Origin of the sequence: Cupriavidus pauculus (assembly GCF_002858765.1) — a bacterium.
Lineage (GTDB): Bacteria > Pseudomonadota > Gammaproteobacteria > Burkholderiales > Burkholderiaceae > Cupriavidus > Cupriavidus pauculus_B.
Genome location: NZ_PJRP01000001.1, coordinates 500737 through 516800 on the forward strand (window position 1 = coordinate 500737; position 16064 = coordinate 516800).

The window sequence follows — 16064 nt, forward strand, 5'->3', positions numbered from 1 at the left end:
TTACAGCACCACCTTGACCATCGGGTGCGACGTCAGCGCGCGGTACACGCTGTCCAGGTGATCGCGGCTCGTGACATACACGGTCACGGTCAGCCCCAGGTAGTTGCCGTTGCGCGACGGACGCATCTCCATCTTGCCGGCGTGGAAATTCGGATCGAATTCCTGGATCAGCGTCACGATGGCCTCGGCAAAGCCGTCCTGCATGGCGCCCATGACCTTGATCGGGAATTCGCTCGGGTATTCGATCAGCGACTGCTCGGGCGGGATATCGCCCGGAATCAGCGGACCGTTACTGGAATCTGTCGTCATCTTGCGTAACCTTGTGCGCTTACTTGCGCTTACTTGCGCTTGAACCAGAGGCGGATCGTATCCCACAGGCGGCCAAAGAAGCCGGCCTCGGGCACTTCTTCCAGCGCCACCACCGGGAACTCGCCCACCTTGTTGGTGCCGTCCATCAGCTTGACCGTGCCCACCTGCTGGCCCGCGGCGATCGGGGCGATCAGCAGTTCCTGACGCTCCAGCACCGGCTTCAGACGGCCGCCCGTGCCCTTGGGCACCGTCACGAACGTCTCGTTGGCCACGCCGATCTTCACGGTGCTGGCGCGCCCCTTGTAGATGTCGGGCGTAGCCAGAACCTGGCCCTTGTCGTACAGGCGCAGCGTGTCGAAGAACTGGAAGCCGTAGTTCAGGATCTTCAGGCTTTCCTGGGTGCGGATCTGCTCGGTGGCCGTGCCGATCACGATCGACACCAGGCGGCGCGAGCCATTCGGCACATTGGCCAGCGGGCGCTGGGCCGACGAGATCAGGCAGTAGCCGGCGGACTTGGTATGGCCGGTCTTCAGGCCGTCCACGGTCGGGTCGATGTACAGCAGGCGATTGCGGTTGGGCTGCCTGATCTTGTTATAGGTGAACTCCTTCTGCGAGTACATTCCGTAGTACTCGGGGAAGTCCTTGATCAGGCGCGTGGATAGCGTGGCCAGGTCAACCGCCGTGGTGTAGTGGTTCGGATCGGGCACGCCGTCGGTGTTCGTGAAGTGCGTGCCCTTCATGCCCATGCGCTGGGCCTCGCGGTTCATCATCGCGACGAAGCCGTCCTCGGACCCGCCCACCGCCTCGGCCAGTGCCAGCGAGGCGTCGTTGCCCGACTGCACGATCAGGCCCATCAGCAGGTCGTTCACGCTGACCGGCTTGCCGGCCTCGATGAACATGCGCGACTCATCGCTTTTGACCTTGCGCACGATGTCGGTCGGCGTGATGGTCTGGTCCAGCGTCAGGCGCTTTTCCTTGAGCGCCTCGAACACCAGGTAGGCGGTCATCAGCTTGGTCAGCGACGCGGGCTCGATGCGCAGGTCGGCATTTTGCGACGCCAGGGCCTGGCCGCTGGTCACGTCGTACAGCATCCACGACTTGGCGGCCACCTGCGGCATCGGCACGCCCTGCGCCTGGACGGCGGCGGGGGCGGCAACAAGCACGGAGGCAAGCGTCGCGGCAACGGCGACGGGAGCAAGGGCGGATGCGAAATGCGGCGTGGCTCTGTTCAGCATGGGTAGTGTTCCAACAATAAAGGGATGGCGCGGACGGGACGGTTCACCGTTCCCACGCGTTGACGACAAGCTGCTTGATCAGGTGCAGCTTGCGGTGAAAAAAGTGGTCGGCGCCAGGAATGACGATGACCGGCAGTTCCTGCGGGCGGGCCCAGTCCAGCACGCTGGCCAGCGGCACGGTGTCGTCCTGTTCGCCATGGATCACGATGGTGTCGGCCGGCACGGTGGCCACTTCCCAGCGGCTGGTGGCCGTGCCCACCAGCACCAGCCGCTGCGCGGGCGTGCCCGCTTCAGCCAGGCGGCGCGCCACGTGCGTCTGCACGAAGCTGCCGAACGAGAAGCCGCCCAGCGCCAGCGGCAGGGCGGCCACGTCGGGCGACCACGCGGTCTGGGTGCGCATCCAGTCGATCACGGCCAGCAGGTCGTCCTGTTCGCCGATGCCCTGGTCGTGCTCGCCGGCCGTGCCGCCCACGCCGCGGAAGTTCGGCCGCACCGTGGCATAGCCCAGCGCCACGAACGTGCGCGCCAGCGTCTGCGCCACCTTGTTGTCCTTGGTGCCGGCAAACAGCGGATGGGGGTGCGCCACCAGCGCCAGGCCACGCACCGGCTCGTTCTGCGGCAGATCGATCGAGATGTCGATGGCGCCGACGGGGCCGGCAATGGTGATGACCTGGGTATGCGCGTTCATGGCGAGGGGGCAGGAAGGTTCGGCGACAGCAACAGCACGACTAAAACCGCACGATTAAAGGCAGCACAACAAAAAGCCGGGCGTCTGCGGCCCGGCGCGGCCGGCGGGTACCGGATCAGCGATCGACCATCAGGCGTTCAACGGGCTTGCCGTGAATCAGATGGCTGTCGATGATCTCGTCGATGTCCTGCTCGTCGACGAAGGTGTACCAGACGGCCTCGGGGTAGACCACCAGCACCGGCCCGAGTTCACAACGGTTCAGGCAGCCGGCCTTGTTGATGCGCACGCGGCCTTCGGCGCCGGCGATGCCCAACTCCTTGCAGCGCTTCTTGGCGTATTCCTGCATCGCCTTGGCATTGTGGTCGGCACAGCAGGCCTTGCCGTCGTCGCGCTGGTTCAGGCAGAAGAAGACGTGATGTTTGTAGTAGCTGCTCATGGGCGGCGAACTGGACTGCGTGGCGCCGGGCCCGCCGACGCGGTAACGCGGGCGACTGGCGCGGCATGAATCGAGGAAGCTCGGAATTATACGTGGTCGCGCCCCCCGTTCCGCGTGGCGACGCTGCCCGGAAATCCGGAAATCCCGATGCGCCCGGCTGGCCGGGCAGCCCCCCAGCGGCCCAAAACGGCCCGCTGGATAGCGAACACGCCACTTTTCGGCCCGAAATGGGCCGGAAGGCGTCCGAATTCCCGGAGCCGCCGATTCCGGATTTCCGGATTCCCGGAGCGATCTGGCAGCCGCTGCGGGCGGCTTTCCTTGCAAATCAATGACTTGGCGGCGCCGCTGTGCGTGGCACGGCTGTTGCAAATAGTTACTTCCAGACGCGCCGCCCGTTGCCTTGGGCCAGGCGTGCAACGTGGGCGCCTACCGAGCGCCCGGCACCGGTCAAAACACCGAGGACGACATCATGAGGAAACCCTTTTACAAGATCCTGTACGTGCAGGTCCTGTTCGCGATTGCCGTGGGCATCCTGCTGGGTCATTTCGCGCCGGCTACCGGCGTGGAAATGAAACCGCTGGGCGACGCGTTCATCAAGCTGATCAAGATGATCATCGGCCCGATCATCTTCTGTACCGTGGTGTCCGGCATCGCCGGCATGCGAGACATGAAGAAGGTAGGCCGCGTGGGCGGCAAGGCACTGCTCTACTTCGAGATCGTGTCCACGTTCGCGCTGCTGATCGGCCTGCTGGCGTCGCACGCGCTGAAACCCGGCGTGGGCTTCAACATCGACCCGGCCACGCTGGACACCAAGACGATCTCGCAGTACGTGTCGAAGGCCCATGGCCAGAGCACGGTCGAGTTCTTCATGCACATCATTCCTGACACGATCTTCAGCGCGTTCGCCAATGGCGACATCCTGCAGATCCTGCTGGTCTCGCTGTTCTTCGGCTCAGCCCTGGCCATCATCGGCGACCGCGCGCAGATCATCCACGACATGGTGGACCAGGTGTCGAAGGTGTTCTTCCACATCGTGCATGTGATCACCAAGGTGGCCCCGATCGGCGCGTTCGGCGCCATGGCCTTCACGATCGGCAAGTACGGCCTGGGCTCGCTGATTCCGCTGCTCAAGCTGATTGGCACGTTCTACTTCACCGCCATCGTGTTCGTGCTGGTGGTGCTGGGTACCGTGGCGCGCCTGACCGGCTTCTCGATCATCCGCTTCGTCGCCTACATCAAGGAAGAGCTGCTGATCGTGCTGGGCACCAGCTCGTCGGAAGCCGCGCTGCCGCACCTGATGGAAAAGATGGAAAAGCTGGGCTGCTCGAAGTCGGTGGTCGGCCTGGTGGTGCCTACCGGTTACTCGTTCAACCTGGACGGCACCAACATCTACATGACGATGGCCGTGATCTTCATCGCCCAGGCGACGAACATCGAGCTGACGCTGATGCAGCAGCTGACCATCCTGGCCGTGGCCATGGTGACGTCCAAGGGCGCCAGCGGCGTGACCGGCTCGGGCTTCATCACGCTGGCGGCCACGCTGGCCGTGGTGCCGACCATCCCGGTGGCCGGCATGGTGCTGATCCTGGGCATCGACCGCTTCATGAGCGAATGCCGTGCGCTGACCAACATCATCGGCAATGGCGTGGCCACCGTGGTGGTGTCGGCCTGGGAACGCGAGCTGGACCGCGCCCGCCTGAACCGCGTGCTGCGGGGTGGTGGCGATGACAACGTCGAACTCGCCGACGCCAGCGCCTGACATGACTGGCCAGGTGCCCGCCGACCCGCTGGCCGGCGTCGCGGGCACCGCTGCGCAGCATTCCCCCGCTGCGCATCCCCCCGCTGACACCGCCGCCCCCCAGGGCGGCCAGCGGGTATCATCGGCGCGAGAGCTCCCGCCCGCGCCGATGCCCCATTCCGACGACTTCCTTGCCGTGCATGACCCCGCACCGCCTGACTCCGTGCATGCGCCGGAGACCAGTTCGCGCTGGTGGGGCTTTGCCATCGCGCTGCTGACCGGCCTGCTGGTGCTGTGCACGCTGACCTGGCTACTGTCGGTACAGCGCGGCATCGTGGCGTTGCAGCAGTCCACGGCCATGCGTGCCGACCGGTACGCAGGCACGCTCGAATCCACGCTCGACCGTTACGAATTCCTGCCCGCGCTGGTCTCGCTGCACCCGTCCGTGCGTGCGCTGCTGGCGTCGCCGCAAGATCCGGCGCGTATTGCCGCCGTCAACGACTACCTGGTGGAGGTCAACCGGCGCGCCCGGGCATCCGCCACCTACGTGATCGCGGCGAACGGGCTGGCGCTGGCCGCCAGCAACCACGGCGAGCCGGGCAGCTTTGTCGGCACCGACTATCGCTTCCGTCCGTATTTCCAGATGGCGTCGCGCGGCCAGGTGGGCCGCTTCTATGCCATCGGCGTCACCAGCGACGAACCGGGCTACTACATCGCCCAGCCGATCGAGGCGGGCGGCAAGGTGATCGGCGTGACGGTGGTCAAGCTGAACCTGGAGTGGTTCCAGCGCGCCGGGTCGGGCCGGGGCGAACCGCTGATGGTGTCCGACGACCACGGTGTGATCTTCCTGTCGTCGGTACCGGGCTGGCAGTACCGCACGCTGCAGCCCCTGCCGTCAGCCCTGCAGGCCGAACTGCACCGCACGCGCCAGTACCACGATGTGGATGTCACGCCGCTGCCGATGCAGGCGCTGACGTCGCCCGTCATGCGCTGGCTGGCCGACCACACGCTTGCCGACGGCCAGCGCCTGGTGCGGGTGGGACCGACCGACCGGCGCGATGGCGAGAGCGCGCCCGATGGCGCGGACGGTGCCGGACTGCATTTCGGGCTGGCCGACACCGGTGGCGACCGCTATCTTGAAATCAACCGCGCGGTGGGGCCGGCCGGTTGGAACATGCAGGTCATGGCGCCGCTGGACCCGGTGCTGGCCAACGCCCGCAGCGCGACTATCGGCGCCGCGCTGGCGTATGCCTGCATCTGCCTGCTGCTGGTGAACTTGCGCCAGCGCCGCCAACGCGCGCGCGACATGGTGTACAGCCGCCGCCTGCTGGAAGCGGCCTACGACGAACTGGAACGTCGGGTCGAAGCGCGTACCGCCGACCTGATGGCCATCAACGAACAACTCGAAGGCGAAGTGGTCGAGCGCACGCGCGCCGAAAGCGAACTGCGCGCGACCCAGGACGAACTGGTACAGGCCAGCAAGCTGGCCGCGCTGGGCCAGATGGCGGCGGGCATCACGCACGAGTTGAACCAGCCGCTGGCGGCGTTGCGCACGTTCTCCGACAACACGCGCGTGCTGCTGGAGCGCGGCCAGCTCGATGCCGCGACGGGCAACCTGTCGGCCATCGCCGACCTGACCGAGCGCATGGGCAAGATCACGGGCCAGCTCAAGCTGTTTGCCGGCAAGGCGCGCCAGCGCCGCAATGCCGTGCGCGTGCGCGCCGCGCTGGACCACGTGCTGCAGTTGATCGCCCCGCGCCTGGGCCAGGTGATGCTGCGGGTGCGCGGGCTGGACGGCGAGGCCGCCGACCTGGCGGTCTGGGCCGACGAGCTGAAGCTCGAACAGGTGCTGCTGAATCTGGTGGGCAACGCGCTCGACGCCATCGCCGCCGATGGCCGGGCCGATCGCCGCGCCGATGGGCGGGTGGAAATCGGCGTCGCCGCCACCGAGGAACAGGTGCGCATCGCGGTGCGCGACAATGGCACCGGTATTGCGCCGGAGGCGCTGCCGCACCTGTTCGAGCCGTTCTACACGACCAAGGAAATCGGCCAGGGCCTGGGGCTCGGGCTGGCCATCTCGTCGTCGATCGTGCGCGAGTTCGGCGGCCAGCTGGTGGCCGGCAATGCCGAAGGCGGCGGCGCGGAATTTGTGGTGACGTTGCGGCGGGCGCGCCAGCCCGTGGCGGCGTGATGAGGAAAAGCGAAATGATTGCGATGCAAGACGGGCTGCGCGTGCTGTTTGTCGAGGACGAACCTCTGGTGCGCCAGGCCACGGCACAAAGCCTGGAACTGGCCGGATTCGCGGTGCTGGCGCTGCCGTCGGCCGAGGCCGCGATGCCGCACCTGACCGCCGACTTCCCCGGCGTGCTGGTGACCGATGTGCGCCTGGGCGGCGCGTCGGGGCTGGACCTGCTGCACCATTGCCGCAACGTGGCGCCGGGCCTGCCGGTGATCCTGGTGACCGGGCATGGCGATATTACGATGGCCGTGCAGGCGATGCGCGAGGGCGCCTACGACTTCATCGAGAAGCCGTTCGGCGCGGATCGCCTGACCGACACCGTGCGCCGCGCCCTGGAGCGCCGCGCGCTGGAACTGGAAAACGTGGCGTTGCGCCGCGAACTGGCGGGCCCGGCGGCGGGCACGCGCATCATCGGCCGGTCGCCGGCCATCGCGCGGGTGCGCGACCTGATTGCCAACGTGGCCGAAACCGATGTGCCGGTGATGATCAACGGCGAGACCGGCACGGGCAAGGAACTGGTGGCACGCAGCCTGCACGCGCTGTCCACGCGCCGCGACGCGCCGTTTATCGCGCTGAATTGCGGCGCGGTGCCGGAGTCGATTTTCGAGAGCGAGATGTTCGGCCACGAGGCCGGCGCGTTCACAGGTGCCGGCAAGCGCCGCATCGGCAAGCTCGAACATGCGTCGGGCGGCACGTTGTTCCTGGACGAAATCGAGAGCATGCCGCTGGCGCTGCAGGTGAAGCTGCTGCGCGTGCTGCAGGAGGGCACGCTGGAGCGGCTGGGCTCGAACGTATCGCTGCCGATCGACGTGCGCATCATCGCCGCCGCCAAGGGCGACATGGAGTCGCTGGTGGCGCAGGGCTTGTTCCGGCAGGATTTGCTGTACCGCCTCAACGTGGTGACGATTCCGCTGCCGCCGCTGCGCGAGCGGCGTGAAGACATCGTGCCGCTGTTCGAGCACTTCATGCTGGTGGCCGCCGTGCGCTACCAGCGGCCCGCGCCGATCCTGTCGGAGATGCAGCGCCAGCAACTGATGCAGCGCCCGTGGCCCGGCAACGTGCGCGAACTGCGTAACGCGGCGGACCGGCTGGTGCTGGGGGTGCCCGAAGGGGGACATGCCGGCAAGGTCGAAGGCGGCGACGAATCGATCCCGCTGCGCGAGCGGATGGAGCGCTACGAGCGCGCCGTGATCGCCGATACGCTCGCGCGCACCGGCGGCGCCGTGAATCAGGCCGCCGATCTGCTGCAGGTGGGCAAGGCGACGCTCTACGACAAGATCAAACGCTACGGACTGTAACGGCGGCAGCGGGACGAATCGGGGCTCGGTACACTCAGGCCCGGCCCTCTCCCCCGACCCCTCTCCCGCAAGGCGGGAGAGGGGAGAACCCAAGCGCATATTGGATGCTGCCGGTTTGGTCCCCCTCCCGCCCTTGCGGGAGGGGGACCTCAAAGGCATAGCAAAAGCAGCCGGTTTGCTCCCTTCTCCCGCCCTGCGGGAGGGGGGACCTCAAAGGCATAGCAAAAGCTGCCGGTTTGCGCCCCTCTCCCGCGCGCGGGAGAGGGGCGGGGGAGAGGGCAAGCGCCTCAATCACTACCGCCCGCCCCATGCCCAACGCCGCACACCCCGCCGCCATCGACGGCTACCAGCTCAGCCCCGAATCCGTCGCCGCCATCGCCCACGGCAAGTTGACCGCGCAAGTACCGGCCGACGTACTCGACAAGGTACGCGACGCCCGCGCCCGCTTCGAGCAGGTGGCTGCCACCAACGTGCCGATATATGGCGTGTCCACCGGGTTTGGCGAACTGGTCCACAACTGGGTCGATATCGAACACGGCCGCGCGCTGCAGGAAAACCTGCTGCGCAGCCATTGCGCCGGCGTGGGGCCGCTGTTCTCGCGCGATGAAGTGCGGGCCATGATGGTGGCACGCGCCAATGCGCTGTCGCGTGGCTATTCGGCGGTGCGCCCGGTGGTGATCGAGCAACTGCTCAAGTACCTGGCCGCCGGCATCACGCCGGCCGTGCCGCAGGTGGGATCGCTCGGCGCCAGTGGCGACCTTGCGCCGCTGTCGCACGTGGCCATCACGCTGATCGGCGAAGGCAAGGTGCTGACCGCCGATGGCGGCACGGCGCCCACCGCCGACGTGCTGCAGGCGCACGGCATCGCGCCGATCACGCTGGCGTACAAGGAAGGGCTGGCGCTGATCAATGGCACTTCAGCCATGACGGGGGTGTCGTGCCTGCTGCTGGAAACGCTGCGCGCGCAGGTCCGGCAGGCCGAAGCCATCGCGGCGCTGGCGCTCGAAGGGCTGTCGGCGTCGGCCGATGCCTTTATGGCGAACGGCCACGACATCGCCAAGCCGCACCCGGGCCAGATCAGCTCCGCCGCCAACCTGCGTGCGCTGCTGGCCGGATCGACGCGGCTGGCGGGGCACGACACGCTCAGCGCGGAAATGAAGCAGCGCGCCGGCGACGAAAAGAACACCGGCACGGGCGTGTTCATCCAGAAGGCCTACACGCTGCGCTGCATCCCGCAGGTGCTGGGCGCCGTGCGCGATACGCTGGACCACTGCGCCACCGTGGTGGCGCGCGAACTCAATTCATCGAACGACAACCCGCTGTTCTTTGACGATGACGCGCTGTTCCACGGCGGCAATTTCCATGGCCAGCAGGTGGCCTTCGCGATGGACTTCCTGGCCATCGCCGCCACGCAGCTGGGCGTGATGGCCGAGCGCCGCCTGAACCGTCTGCTGAGCCCGCACCTGAACAACCGGCTGCCGGCCTTCCTGGCGGCGGCCAACGAAGGCCTGTCGTGCGGCTTCGCGGGCGCCCAGTACCCGGCCACGGCGCTGGTGGCCGAGAACCGCACGATCTGCAGCCCGGCCAGCATCCAGAGCGTGCCGTCGAACGGCGACAACCAGGACGTGGTCAGCATGGGCCTGATCTCGGCCCGCAACGCGCGCCGCATTCTCGACAACAACCAGTACATCCTGGCGCTGGAGTTGCTGGCCGCTTGCCAGGCGGCGGAACTGGCCGGCGCGGTCGAGCACCTGTCGCCAGCCGGCCGCGCCATGTTTGCGTTCGTGCGCGGGCACGTGCCGTTCCTGGACGCGGATCGCTACATGACCGACGAGATCGAACGCGTGGCCGCGCTGCTGCGCGACGGGGCGCTGGTAGAGGTGGTGCGGCAGGTGGGTGTGGAACTGGCCTAGTTCAGCCGCCTGTTTTGCGTCCCGGCAGGGAGGCCGTTCAGGATGAAGCGAAGCGGTTCTGGCCAGGCGCGCGGCCGCAGACAGTACAAGCGGATCGGCCAAGGCTGCGCAACGCGGCCAGAGTCGCTTTGAAACGGCGTCCTACTTCCACATGCTGCGCATGCGGCTGGCCAGGTCGACCTGCGGCAATGACGCCTTCTCCTGCCCTTCGCCCGGCATCGGCGGGGGCGGCCACGACCGGCTGTAGAAATTCGGCATTACGCGGTTCGGCAGGAAGCGCGTGCGCGACGCGTAGACGTGGCGGTCGCCAAAGCCCACCTGGTTGTGCACGTAGAACCGCTGCGGCACGATCACGTTGAGGTGGTCGCGCGCGCGCGTCATGGCCACGTACAGCAGGCGGCGTTCTTCCTCGATTTCCTCGGTGGTGCCGGTGGCCAGGTCGGACGGCATGCAGCCGTCCACGGCGTTGAGCACGTACACGGCCTTCCATTCCTGGCCCTTGGCCGAATGGATGGTCGACAGGATCAAGTAGTCCTCGTCGCGCGACGGCACGCCCGATTCGTCGCTCGATGCGCTGGGCGGGTCCAGCGTCAGTTCGGTCAGGAAGCGCTCGCGCGACGCATAGGTGGCGGCGATGCGCTCGATCTGCTGCAGGTCGGCCTGGCGCGCGGCGGCATCGTCGTGCATGCGCTCAAGATGCGGCGCATACCACGCGACCACCTGCTCGAATTCGGACGGCCACGGCGACGTGGGCGCCATCAGCGTGCGGGCCAGCGTCAGCAGGGCGTCCCACGCGGGCGCGGCGGCGGGCGGGGCCTCGAACGCCTCCAGCGCCACCAGCGGCTCGGTGGCGGCTTCCAGCCCTTCGAGCACGCGGGCGGCAGTCTTGGGGCCGATGCCGGGCAGCAGCTGCAGCGTGCGGAAGCCGGCCATGCGGTCGCGCGGGTTTTCCAGCCAGCGCACCACGGCCATCACGTCCTTCACATGCGTGGACTCCAGGAATTTCAGGCCGCCGAACTTCACGAACGGGATGTTGCGCCGGGCCAGTTCGATCTCGACCTGCGCGCTGTGGTCGGCTGCACGGAACAGCACCGCCTGCTGCATCAGCGCCAGGCCCGATTCGCGCCGCGCCAGCACCTGCTCGACGACAAAGCGCGCCTGGTCGGCTTCATCGTTGACCACCACGACGCCGGGCTTTTCGGCCGACTCGCGCAGCGACCAGAGGTCCTTGGTGAAGCGCTCGGCCGCCAGGCCGATCACCGCGTTGGCGGCCTGCAGGATCGGCTGCGTGGACCGGTAGTTCTGCGACAGCGTGACCTGTTCGGCCGCGGGCGCGAACTGCGTCGGGAAATCAAGGATGTTGCGCACCGTGGCGCCACGGAAGGCATAGATCGACTGCGCGTCGTCGCCCACCACGGTCAGGCCTCGGCCCTGCGGCTTCAGCGCCAGCAGGATCGACGCCTGCAGCGCGTTGGTGTCCTGGTATTCGTCGACCAGCACGTGGTCGAATCGCGCACCCATGTCCTGCGCCAGTGCCGGCTCGGTCATGGCCTGCGCCCAGTAGAGCAGCAGGTCGTCGTAATCCAGCACCTGCTGCTTCTGCTTGGCTTCGACATAGCCGGCGAACAGCGTCTTGAGTGCGTCGGCCCACATCGCGTAGCGCGGAAACTGGGTCTTGAGCACCACCTCGATCGGCAACTGGGTGTTGACCACGCGCGAATAGATGGCCAGGCAGGTTTCCTTGCGCGGAAAGCGCGACGCCTGCTCGGACAGCCCCAGGTCATGCCGCACCACGTGCATCAGGTCGGCCGAATCGCCCCGGTCGCTGATCGTGAAGCTCGGCGCCAGGCCCAGCGTCTCGGCATACTCGCGCAAAAGCCGGGCGCCGATGGCGTGGAACGTGCCCGACCACTGCAGCGCCGCACGCCCCGCGCCGGACTGGATGCCCAGCGCCTGGTCGACGATGCGCTCGACGCGGCGGCCCATTTCGGACGCCGCACGGCGCGAGAACGTCAGCAGCAGGATGCGGCGCGGATCGGCGCCGCCCACCACCAGGTGCGCGACGCGGTGCGCCAGCGTATTGGTCTTGCCCGAGCCCGCGCCGGCAATGATCAGCAGCGGCGCCTCGCCCGCGTATTCCACGGCGGCGCGTTGCTCCGGATTCAGCTTGGACAGGTAGGCGGCGGCGTCGCCCGTCTCGTGGGAGAGATCGGCGGGCACGTCGGCTTCAGGGGCGAGATCCGGTAGCACAGCGGGAAGGGCAGAGGGGAGGATTGAGAAAAATCTGTCGCCCACTGTATATCCATACAGCTTCGACTGGCAAGCCGGACGTTCCCGCGCGGCGTTCGGGCAACAAAAAAGGTGCCGCATGGGCACCTTTTTGTTGGGATCCGTCGGGATCCGGTTGTTTCGGGCGGGGATCAGGCCGCGCTGGCCAGCGCACCGTCCAGGAGCTTGTGCAGCGCATCCCACTCGGGCTCGCCCACGTAGCGCTTCAGGATCTTGCCGTTCTTGTCGACCACGAACGTGGTGGGCGTGAGCTGGACGTCACCGAAGGCCTTGGCCGCCGTGCCATCCGAATCCATGGCCACCTTGAACGGCAGTTCGCGCGTCTTGGCGTAGTTGGCCACGTACATCGGCGGGTCATAGTTCATGGCCACGGCCACGAAATCCAGGCCCTTGTCCTTGAACTGCTTGTAGGTGTCGATCATCTGCGGCATTTCCTTGACGCAGGTGGCGCAGCTGGTGGCCCAGAAGTTGACCAGGTAGACCTTGCCCTTCAGGTCGGCCGTGCTGATCTTCTGGCCCGACAGCAGCGTGAATGTGGCGTCGGGAACCTTGCTGGCCGGCGTCATGGCGCGATAGCCGAAGAAGCCGAGCAGGGCGACGATCACGACCGCGACGGCGATCGGCCAGCGCTTGCGCGAGGAAGTGGCGGAAGTAGCAGTGTTGGACATGGGATAACGGTACCGGGACAGCCATCGGACAGCGGCTATTCTACTGCCGGGCGCAAAAGCCGGCACCGTTGTCGGTCAAGCCCGCTGCCGCTGCGGCAATTCGTCGCAATATTGGGTCGGTCGCTCGCGCTATTGCGGCGTGCCGGACCGGGCGGCCACCTTGGCGCGAGCCTCGTCGATCGCCTGCTCCAGGTAGGCGCCATAGAAATCGGGCTGCATGCCGCGCAGCGGCTTGGCGAGGTTGCGGCCGTGCGGGTCCAGGAACAGCACGGTCGGCGCGACCGAAATGTTGTGCGCCTGGGCCCAGCGTTTGGCGGTGGTCATGGTGCCGTCGACGTCACGGATCGGCGTATCGGCCGTCATGTCGATTTCCCGCGCGGCAATGTCCCCGGCCGCCACCTGCGGCCCCAGGTAGTTGCGGCGCACCGTCTCGCAATAGGTGCAGCCGGGAAGGCTGACCAGCACAACCAGCGGCTCGCCCTGTTTGGCCGCAGCGGCCGACTGGGCGCCAATATCGGTCACCGGCGGCAGATGCGCGGTGGCAGCCACGGCACTGAAGCTGGCCAGTACGGCCAGGCTGGCAAGCCAGGGCGCGGCCAAGCGGGGCAGGGAACGGAAGGGCATGGTCACCTCACGGAAAACGGGCGGGCCGGCGCATTGGGGGCAAAGGGACCGATGGGGCGATGAACGCCACAAGACGGGCATGCGCGGGCGGGCGGCTTCCCGGATAATACCGGCTTGCGCACGAATGCGCCGCCCATTCCGATGCCCCCGACCACGCTCCGCTACCGTCCGTCCCGCCCCGGCCTGTTCCGTCCCACCCGTTACCTGCTGCCGCTGCTCGCCCTGCTCTGGCTGGCGGGGTGCTCGCCGCGCTATGACTGGCGCACCATCGTGTCGAGCGACGGCAAGTACGCCGCTCTGTATCCGGCCAAGCCGACCAGCGCCGCGCGGGATGTGTCAATTGCCGGCCACAAGCTGCCGATGACCATGGAGGCGGCCAACATCGACGGCACGCTGTTCGCGGTGGGCGTGGTCACGCTGCCCAGCGACGATGCCGCGCTGCGCCGCGATGCCATGGATGCCATGCAGGCGGGGCTGGTGGCCAATCTGGGCGCGCACCCCGAGGCACCCGCCCAGGCGCGCCACATCACGGTGATGTCGGCGGCCCAGCCGCCCGTGTCGCTCGACGGCGTGGAGGTGTCGGTGGCCGGCGTATCGCCGCAGGACAAGGCGCCGCGCCGGCTGACGGCGCGGCTGGTGGCATCGGGCGAGCGCGTTTACCAGGCCGTGGTGCTAGAGGCCGGCGATGCCGCCCGCGATGCGCGCCAGGCCGAGCAGGTCGATCAGTTCCTGACCGGGTTCCATCCGTTCTGACCGCGCCTTTTCGCTGTGTTGCCGTTTCACCTTGTCCGATTTCAAGTGTTTTTCGATCTGGACCGCTTTTAACCGTTGTTACCTTCAGGAGTGCAGTGATGCGTTGGGAAGTGTGGCTGGCCTATTTTGCCGCGTGCTGGGTGATCGCCGTTTCGCCAGGATCGGGCGCGGTATTGTCGATGAGCCATGGCCTGTCGTATGGCCTGAAGAAGACGTCGACCACCATCCTGGGTCTGCAGACCGGCCTGGTCATCATCCTGCTGGTGGCAGGCGGTGGCCTGGGCGCGCTGCTGCTGGCGTCCGAAGAAGCATTTCTGGTCGTCAAGACGATCGGCGCGATGTACCTGATCTACCTGGGCGTCCAGCAATGGCGTTCCAAAGTGGAGACGGGTCCGCAGGCGGGCACCAACGGCCAGGGCGACGCGGTACGCACGGCGGTGATGAGCCGTCGGCGTCGCTTTGCGACGGGCCTGCTGACCAATGTCACCAATCCCAAGGGCATCATCTTCATGGTGGCGGTGCTGCCGCAGTTTATCGACCCGAGCCATCCGCTGGGCGTGCAACTGGCGATCCTGGCCGCCACGATGTGCTTTGTGGACCTGATCGTGATGCACGGCTACGCGCTGCTCGCGTCGCGCATGCAGGGGCTCTTCCGCAACGCACGCGCCGTGCGCTGGCAGAACCGGTTCTTCGGCGGCGTGCTGGTGGCCGTCGGCACTGCGCTGTTTTTTGTGCGCCGTCATCACACCTGAAGCCACGACGGCGCCCCGAACGACTGGCATCGTGCGGCAACGTTTGCTTCAATGGGGAGTGACCCGGCGTACATGGAGCCCCAGATGCACGATGTCGACCTGACTGCCCACCGCGAACCGCCGCCCGACGAGCCACCCCCACCCGGCTTTCCGGCGGACCAGCCGCCCATCGAGGAACCGCCCCCACCGCCGCTGGAACCACCCGTGTGACCGGTGTGACATGACAAAAGGCCCGCGGGCCTTTTGTCTGGGTGCGCTGAGACGCTTCAGGCAGTAGGCGCCATGCCAGGCAGCCTGCATGGTCCTTTCCCTACCCCGCCCGCAACACCCGCCGCTACTGAATGGCCTCCGCCACATGGCTGGCCGTCAGCACTTCGGCGCCCTCCAGGTCGGCAATGGTGCGGGCCACTTTCAGCACCCTGAAGTACGCGCGGGCCGACCAGCCCAGCTTATCCATCGCGCCCCGCAGCAGGGCCTGCGCGGCGTTGTCGAGCGGGCAGTGCGTGTCGATGGCCCGGCCAGCCAGTTCACTGTTGGGCGTGCCCTGGCGCGCCAGCTGGCGATCGCGTGCGGCCACGGCGCGGGCGCGGACGGCTTCGCTTGGTTCGCCGGGCGGCCCGTCCAGGATTTCGTGCTGGCCTTGGGCGGGCAACTTCACATGGCCACGATGAACGCGCGCGAACGCTGGCCGGCGGCCACCCGCGCCCGGTTGTCGCGTGCCAGACCCATGGCCATGGCCAGCGCGCCGCGTACCGGCCGCAGGTCGCCGGCAAGGGACAACTCGCCGGCGAACTCGAACACATCGAGCCCCTCGAACGGCAACTGGCCGCCGGCCGCCAGGATGCCCAGCGCGATGGCCAGGTCGAAGCGCCCCGACTCCATCGGCAGGTCGGCGGGGGCCAGATTGACTGTGATACGGCGGTTCGGAAACTCGAAGTCGCTGTTGAGCAGCGCCGCCCGTACGCGTTCGCGGCTTTCGCGGACTTCGGTATCGGCCAGCCCGACGATATTGAACGCGGGCAGGCCATTGGCAAGGTGGATTTCCACCGAAACGGGCGGCGCGTCGATGCCGTTCAGGGCGCGGCTGCGCAAGACTGCAAGGCTCATACGTATGCGGATTTG

Annotated in this window: 16 protein-coding genes; 7 read left to right on the forward strand and 9 right to left on the reverse strand. The window is 67.3% G+C overall.

The annotated features are described in order from the left end of the window. The 4 genes from CYJ10_RS02250 to CYJ10_RS02265 form a co-directional block, all read right to left on the reverse strand. Positions 1-309 (reverse strand): DUF493 family protein, encoded by a 309-nt coding sequence (locus CYJ10_RS02250; RefSeq protein WP_101679939.1) that lies wholly within the window; start codon positions 307-309, stop codon positions 1-3. Between the two features lie 29 nt (positions 310-338). Continuing rightward, the gene (locus CYJ10_RS02255) at positions 339-1544 is read right to left on the reverse strand and encodes a D-alanyl-D-alanine carboxypeptidase family protein (RefSeq protein ID WP_101679940.1); all 1206 of its coding nucleotides are present in this window, start codon (positions 1542-1544) and stop codon (positions 339-341) included. A gap of 43 nt (positions 1545-1587) precedes the next feature. Beyond that, positions 1588-2232, reverse strand: a complete 645-nt coding sequence (locus CYJ10_RS02260) for an alpha/beta hydrolase (protein ID WP_101679941.1) — start codon at positions 2230-2232, stop codon at positions 1588-1590. 115 nt (positions 2233-2347) lie between these two features. Beyond that, positions 2348-2668, reverse strand: a complete 321-nt coding sequence (locus tag CYJ10_RS02265; RefSeq protein ID WP_092603084.1) for a (2Fe-2S) ferredoxin domain-containing protein — start codon at positions 2666-2668, stop codon at positions 2348-2350. Positions 2669-3137: 469 nt separating this feature from the next. Between CYJ10_RS02265 and CYJ10_RS02270 the strand changes: the two genes are divergently transcribed. The 4 genes from CYJ10_RS02270 to cmdF all read left to right on the forward strand — a co-directional run bounded on the left by CYJ10_RS02270 (position 3138) and on the right by cmdF (position 9856). Beyond that, positions 3138-4427: a dicarboxylate/amino acid:cation symporter gene (locus CYJ10_RS02270; RefSeq protein ID WP_101680382.1), complete on the forward strand. Its 1290-nt coding sequence runs from the start codon at positions 3138-3140 to the stop codon at positions 4425-4427. A 148-nt stretch (positions 4428-4575) separates the two neighbouring features. Continuing rightward, positions 4576-6597, forward strand: coding sequence for a sensor histidine kinase (locus CYJ10_RS02275; RefSeq protein ID WP_101680383.1), 2022 nt, complete (start codon positions 4576-4578; stop codon positions 6595-6597). Positions 6598-6620: 23 nt separating this feature from the next. Continuing rightward, positions 6621-7943, forward strand: a complete 1323-nt coding sequence (locus CYJ10_RS02280) for a sigma-54-dependent transcriptional regulator (protein ID WP_101680384.1) — start codon at positions 6621-6623, stop codon at positions 7941-7943. 308 nt (positions 7944-8251) lie between these two features. After that, a complete protein-coding gene (gene cmdF, locus CYJ10_RS02285; protein ID WP_101679942.1) occupies positions 8252-9856 on the forward strand; it encodes a tyrosine 2,3-aminomutase in 1605 nt (534 codons plus the stop codon). 141 nt (positions 9857-9997) lie between these two features. On the opposite strand, the gene CYJ10_RS02290 is transcribed toward cmdF, so the two are convergent. The 3 genes from CYJ10_RS02290 to CYJ10_RS02300 form a co-directional block, all read right to left on the reverse strand. After that, entirely contained in the window at positions 9998-12106 is a 2109-nt protein-coding gene (locus CYJ10_RS02290) for an ATP-dependent helicase (protein ID WP_101679943.1), read from the reverse strand. Between the two features lie 170 nt (positions 12107-12276). Further along, positions 12277-12813 carry a TlpA disulfide reductase family protein gene (locus CYJ10_RS02295; protein WP_101679944.1) on the reverse strand — a complete coding sequence of 179 codons (537 nt, stop codon included), beginning with the start codon at positions 12811-12813 and terminating at the stop codon, positions 12277-12279. A gap of 129 nt (positions 12814-12942) precedes the next feature. Then, positions 12943-13437, reverse strand: a complete 495-nt coding sequence (locus CYJ10_RS02300) for a thioredoxin fold domain-containing protein (RefSeq protein WP_101679945.1) — start codon at positions 13435-13437, stop codon at positions 12943-12945. A gap of 141 nt (positions 13438-13578) precedes the next feature. Between CYJ10_RS02300 and CYJ10_RS02305 the strand changes: the two genes are divergently transcribed. The 3 genes from CYJ10_RS02305 to CYJ10_RS34520 all read left to right on the forward strand — a co-directional run bounded on the left by CYJ10_RS02305 (position 13579) and on the right by CYJ10_RS34520 (position 15152). Next, the gene (locus tag CYJ10_RS02305; protein ID WP_101680385.1) at positions 13579-14190 is read left to right on the forward strand and encodes a hypothetical protein; all 612 of its coding nucleotides are present in this window, start codon (positions 13579-13581) and stop codon (positions 14188-14190) included. A gap of 98 nt (positions 14191-14288) precedes the next feature. Further along, positions 14289-14942 carry a LysE family transporter gene (locus CYJ10_RS02310; RefSeq protein WP_101679946.1) on the forward strand — a complete coding sequence of 218 codons (654 nt, stop codon included), beginning with the start codon at positions 14289-14291 and terminating at the stop codon, positions 14940-14942. An 84-nt stretch (positions 14943-15026) separates the two neighbouring features. After that, the gene (locus tag CYJ10_RS34520) at positions 15027-15152 is read left to right on the forward strand and encodes a hypothetical protein (protein ID WP_257992051.1); all 126 of its coding nucleotides are present in this window, start codon (positions 15027-15029) and stop codon (positions 15150-15152) included. A 124-nt stretch (positions 15153-15276) separates the two neighbouring features. On the opposite strand, the gene CYJ10_RS35160 is transcribed toward CYJ10_RS34520, so the two are convergent. Both CYJ10_RS35160 and CYJ10_RS35165 read right to left on the reverse strand, forming a co-directional pair. Continuing rightward, entirely contained in the window at positions 15277-15600 is a 324-nt protein-coding gene (locus CYJ10_RS35160; protein ID WP_257992053.1) for a magnesium chelatase subunit ChlI family protein, read from the reverse strand. After that, positions 15597-16049: a magnesium chelatase domain-containing protein gene (locus tag CYJ10_RS35165; RefSeq protein WP_257992056.1), complete on the reverse strand. Its 453-nt coding sequence runs from the start codon at positions 16047-16049 to the stop codon at positions 15597-15599. The genes CYJ10_RS35160 and CYJ10_RS35165 overlap by 4 nt, the downstream gene beginning before the upstream one ends. Positions 16050-16064 lie beyond the last annotated feature (15 nt).

Excerpts from the sequence above, each read along its gene's own strand:
- CYJ10_RS02260 (WP_101679941.1), bottom strand. The coding sequence starts at position 2,232 with ATGAACGCGCATACCCAGGTCATCACCATTGCCGGCCCCGTCGGCGCC.
- CYJ10_RS02310 (WP_101679946.1), top strand. The coding sequence starts at position 14,289 with ATGCGTTGGGAAGTGTGGCTGGCCTATTTTGCCGCGTGCTGGGTGATC.
- CYJ10_RS02250 (WP_101679939.1), bottom strand. The coding sequence starts at position 309 with ATGACGACAGATTCCAGTAACGGTCCGCTGATTCCGGGCGATATCCCG.
- CYJ10_RS02295 (WP_101679944.1), bottom strand. The coding sequence starts at position 12,813 with ATGTCCAACACTGCTACTTCCGCCACTTCCTCGCGCAAGCGCTGGCCG.
- cmdF (WP_101679942.1), top strand. The coding sequence starts at position 8,252 with ATGCCCAACGCCGCACACCCCGCCGCCATCGACGGCTACCAGCTCAGC.
- CYJ10_RS02255 (WP_101679940.1), bottom strand. The coding sequence starts at position 1,544 with ATGCTGAACAGAGCCACGCCGCATTTCGCATCCGCCCTTGCTCCCGTC.
- CYJ10_RS35165 (WP_257992056.1), bottom strand. The coding sequence starts at position 16,049 with ATGAGCCTTGCAGTCTTGCGCAGCCGCGCCCTGAACGGCATCGACGCG.
- CYJ10_RS02280 (WP_101680384.1), top strand. The coding sequence starts at position 6,621 with ATGCAAGACGGGCTGCGCGTGCTGTTTGTCGAGGACGAACCTCTGGTG.
- CYJ10_RS02270 (WP_101680382.1), top strand. The coding sequence starts at position 3,138 with ATGAGGAAACCCTTTTACAAGATCCTGTACGTGCAGGTCCTGTTCGCG.
- CYJ10_RS02265 (WP_092603084.1), bottom strand. The coding sequence starts at position 2,668 with ATGAGCAGCTACTACAAACATCACGTCTTCTTCTGCCTGAACCAGCGC.
- CYJ10_RS02305 (WP_101680385.1), top strand. The coding sequence starts at position 13,579 with ATGCCCCCGACCACGCTCCGCTACCGTCCGTCCCGCCCCGGCCTGTTC.
- CYJ10_RS34520 (WP_257992051.1), top strand. The coding sequence starts at position 15,027 with ATGCACGATGTCGACCTGACTGCCCACCGCGAACCGCCGCCCGACGAG.
- CYJ10_RS02275 (WP_101680383.1), top strand. The coding sequence starts at position 4,576 with ATGCCCCATTCCGACGACTTCCTTGCCGTGCATGACCCCGCACCGCCT.
- CYJ10_RS02300 (WP_101679945.1), bottom strand. The coding sequence starts at position 13,437 with ATGCCCTTCCGTTCCCTGCCCCGCTTGGCCGCGCCCTGGCTTGCCAGC.